The organism is Bullifex sp. (genome assembly GCF_034103065.1).
Taxonomy (GTDB): Bacteria; Spirochaetota; Spirochaetia; order Sphaerochaetales; family Sphaerochaetaceae; genus Bullifex.
In genome coordinates this window covers 1-2,610 of the sequence record NZ_JAXEGN010000130.1, presented here as the reverse complement: position 1 = coordinate 2,610, position 2,610 = coordinate 1, and the positions used below count along the sequence as shown (strand labels likewise).

The 2,610-nt window shown below is 32.6% G+C and carries 3 protein-coding genes; 1 reads left to right on the top strand and 2 read right to left on the bottom strand.

Annotated features, from left to right (window positions below):
- Positions 1–1,001: malic enzyme-like NAD(P)-binding protein (locus SOY52_RS05175; protein ID WP_320847911.1), on the bottom strand; the 1,001-nt coding region annotated here is incomplete at its 3' end.
- 158 nt (positions 1,002–1,159) lie between these two features.
- Between SOY52_RS05175 and SOY52_RS05170 the strand changes: the two genes are divergently transcribed.
- Positions 1,160–2,275, top strand: a complete 1,116-nt coding sequence (locus SOY52_RS05170; protein ID WP_320847910.1) for a cation diffusion facilitator family transporter — start codon at positions 1,160–1,162, stop codon at positions 2,273–2,275.
- A gap of 83 nt (positions 2,276–2,358) precedes the next feature.
- Here the strand turns inward: SOY52_RS05170 and SOY52_RS05165 are convergent.
- On the bottom strand, positions 2,359–2,610 hold a 252-nt coding region (locus SOY52_RS05165), incomplete at its 5' end, for a hypothetical protein (RefSeq protein WP_320847909.1).

Sequence of the window (2,610 nt, the reverse complement as noted above, 5' to 3'; positions counted from 1 at the left end):
GCCCTTACATCAAGTGCACCTCTAAAGATTGCTGGGAATCCTAATACATTATTTATTTGATTTGGATAGTCACTTCTTCCAGTTGCAATTATTACATCACTTCTTGTAGCCTTTGCATCATCATATGTAATCTCAGGATCAGGATTAGCCATTGCAAATACTATTGGGGCTTTAGCCATAGTAAGTAGCATTTCTGGCTTTAATACTCCTTTTGCAGAGAGGCCCATAAACATATCTGCATCTTTAATTGCATCCTTTAATGTCTTTATTCCACTATCATTAATAAAAGGTTTCCAAACTTCTCTAACTCCACCTGGATAATCTGACCTTATTACTCCATCCTTATCGAGAAGAATTAAGTTTTCTTTTTTAATTCCTACGCTAAGAAACATTTTTGCACATGAAAGTCCTGCAGCACCTGCTCCATTTACTACTACCTTCATATCCTTTAACTCTTTTCCAACTACCTTTGCTGCATTTATTAACCCTGCACTTGCAATAATTGCTGTTCCATGTTGGTCGTCATGGAATACTGGGATATCACAACGTTTAATTAATTCCTCTTCAATATAGAAGCACTCTGGACCTTTTATATCTTCAAGGTTAATTCCTCCAAAGGTTGGTGAAATTGCTCTTACAATTTCTATAAACTTATCTGGATCTTTTTCATCTACCTCGATATCAAATACATCGATATCTGCAAATCTCTTAAATAGAACACCCTTTCCTTCCATTACTGGCTTTGAAGCTAGTGCTCCTCTATCACCAAGACCTAATATTGCTGTTCCATTTGAGATTACTGCTACTAGGTTCCCCTTTGATGTATAGCGATATGCATCATCACTATTTTCTTCAATCTTTAACACTGGTTTTGCAACCCCAGGTGTATATGCGTATGAAAGATCTTCAGCACTTTGGCATGGCTTTGTTGGTACTACACTTACCTTTCCATGTGGAAGTCTTTCATGATATTCAAGTGCTTTTATTGTAAGTTCGTCCATAAAATGCTCCTAATGTTTTGGAGTATAAACTAAAGAAACTATTTTGACAAAGGTTAGTTATAGCTAAACTAAGTTAGGATTATCTACTTATGTTAGAAGAAATTAATCTTAATTATTACTATTGACGTTTTATAAAAGTAGACATAATATTTTTGTTTATGAAAACAGATAGATCTAGACAAAAAGTAATTAACACCTGTGCCATTATTGGTATTGTTGCTAATCTCTCATTTTCATTTTTAAAATTTGTCGCAGGAACAATAACAAAAAGTGTTGCTATTACTAATGATGCGATAAATAACCTCTCAGACTCTCTATCATCATTAATAACCTTATTAGGCTATAGAATGGGAAAGATGAAACCTACAAGAAAACACCCTCTTGGATATGGCAGAACTGAATATCTTTCTGCAATGATAATTTCAATTATTATTCTTGTAGCAGGTTATGATTGTTTTATTAGTTCAATTGATAGGCTAAAAAACCCATCTGGAGTTTCCATTGCACCAATTGCAGTAATAATACTCATTTTATCTGTATTAACAAAAATTGCTTTATCAATTTTAAATACCAAAGCAGGTAAAAAAGTTGATAGTGAAGCCTTAAAAACTTCAGGTAAAGATGCATTATCAGATGTATTAGTAACATCACTAACTATCATTTCATTAATTGCTGGAAAATTTACAACTTTCCCAGTTGATGGAGTTATGGGTATAATTGTTTCTCTATTTATTTTTTATGCAGGTATTTCCTCATTCTTAGAAACAAATTCTGCCCTAATGGGTGAACGTCCTGACAAAGAAACAGTAGAAAAGATTCGTTTTATTATCAAAAAACATCCACCATTAAAAGGTGGTTATGATATTATGCTTCATTCATATGGTCCAGAACGTTGTATGGGAACTTGTAACGTTGAAGTACCAACTCGTGCTCATGCAGAAAATATCTTTGATGCTATGACCGATGCTTCTAAAGAAATTGAAGAAGAACTAGGTATTTATTTTACATTTGGTCTCTTTGCTGTTAATGATTACAGAGAAGATGTTAGAGCTTTAAAAAATGATATCCTAGAGTATTTAAAAGAAAAAACACCTCATGTTATTTCTCTTCATGCATTTCATGTCCACATTGAGTCGAATTTAGTGCACTTTGATGTTGTAGTTGATTTTAAGGTATCAAACTATGGTTCATATAAAGAAGAAATATTGAAAGTTCTAAATGAAAAATGGCCGAACTATACTTTTGAATTTACAATTGACCCTGAATACGATTAATTGTTTTTTCTTACTATGCATAATTATAATAATAAGCCTCCCATACTAGGAGGCCTAAGAAGGATACTTCACAACTTCATTTATTATTTCTTAAGGTTCTTTACAGCAGCAAGATATTCTTCTACTGTAAGATTTAAACTCATAGCAGCTTGCTCAATAGTTAGTAAATGGATGTTAACTAGATTATTGGTTTGTTTTAATGCTCCATAATCTGCACCATTATTAAAGCTTTCTTCTTTCATCTGTTTTACTGCTGGCCACATTTCTATCTTGCCTCCTTCATTAAATTTTATCTTTTCTCCTAAATCTAATAACACATCCATTAATTTAAATGT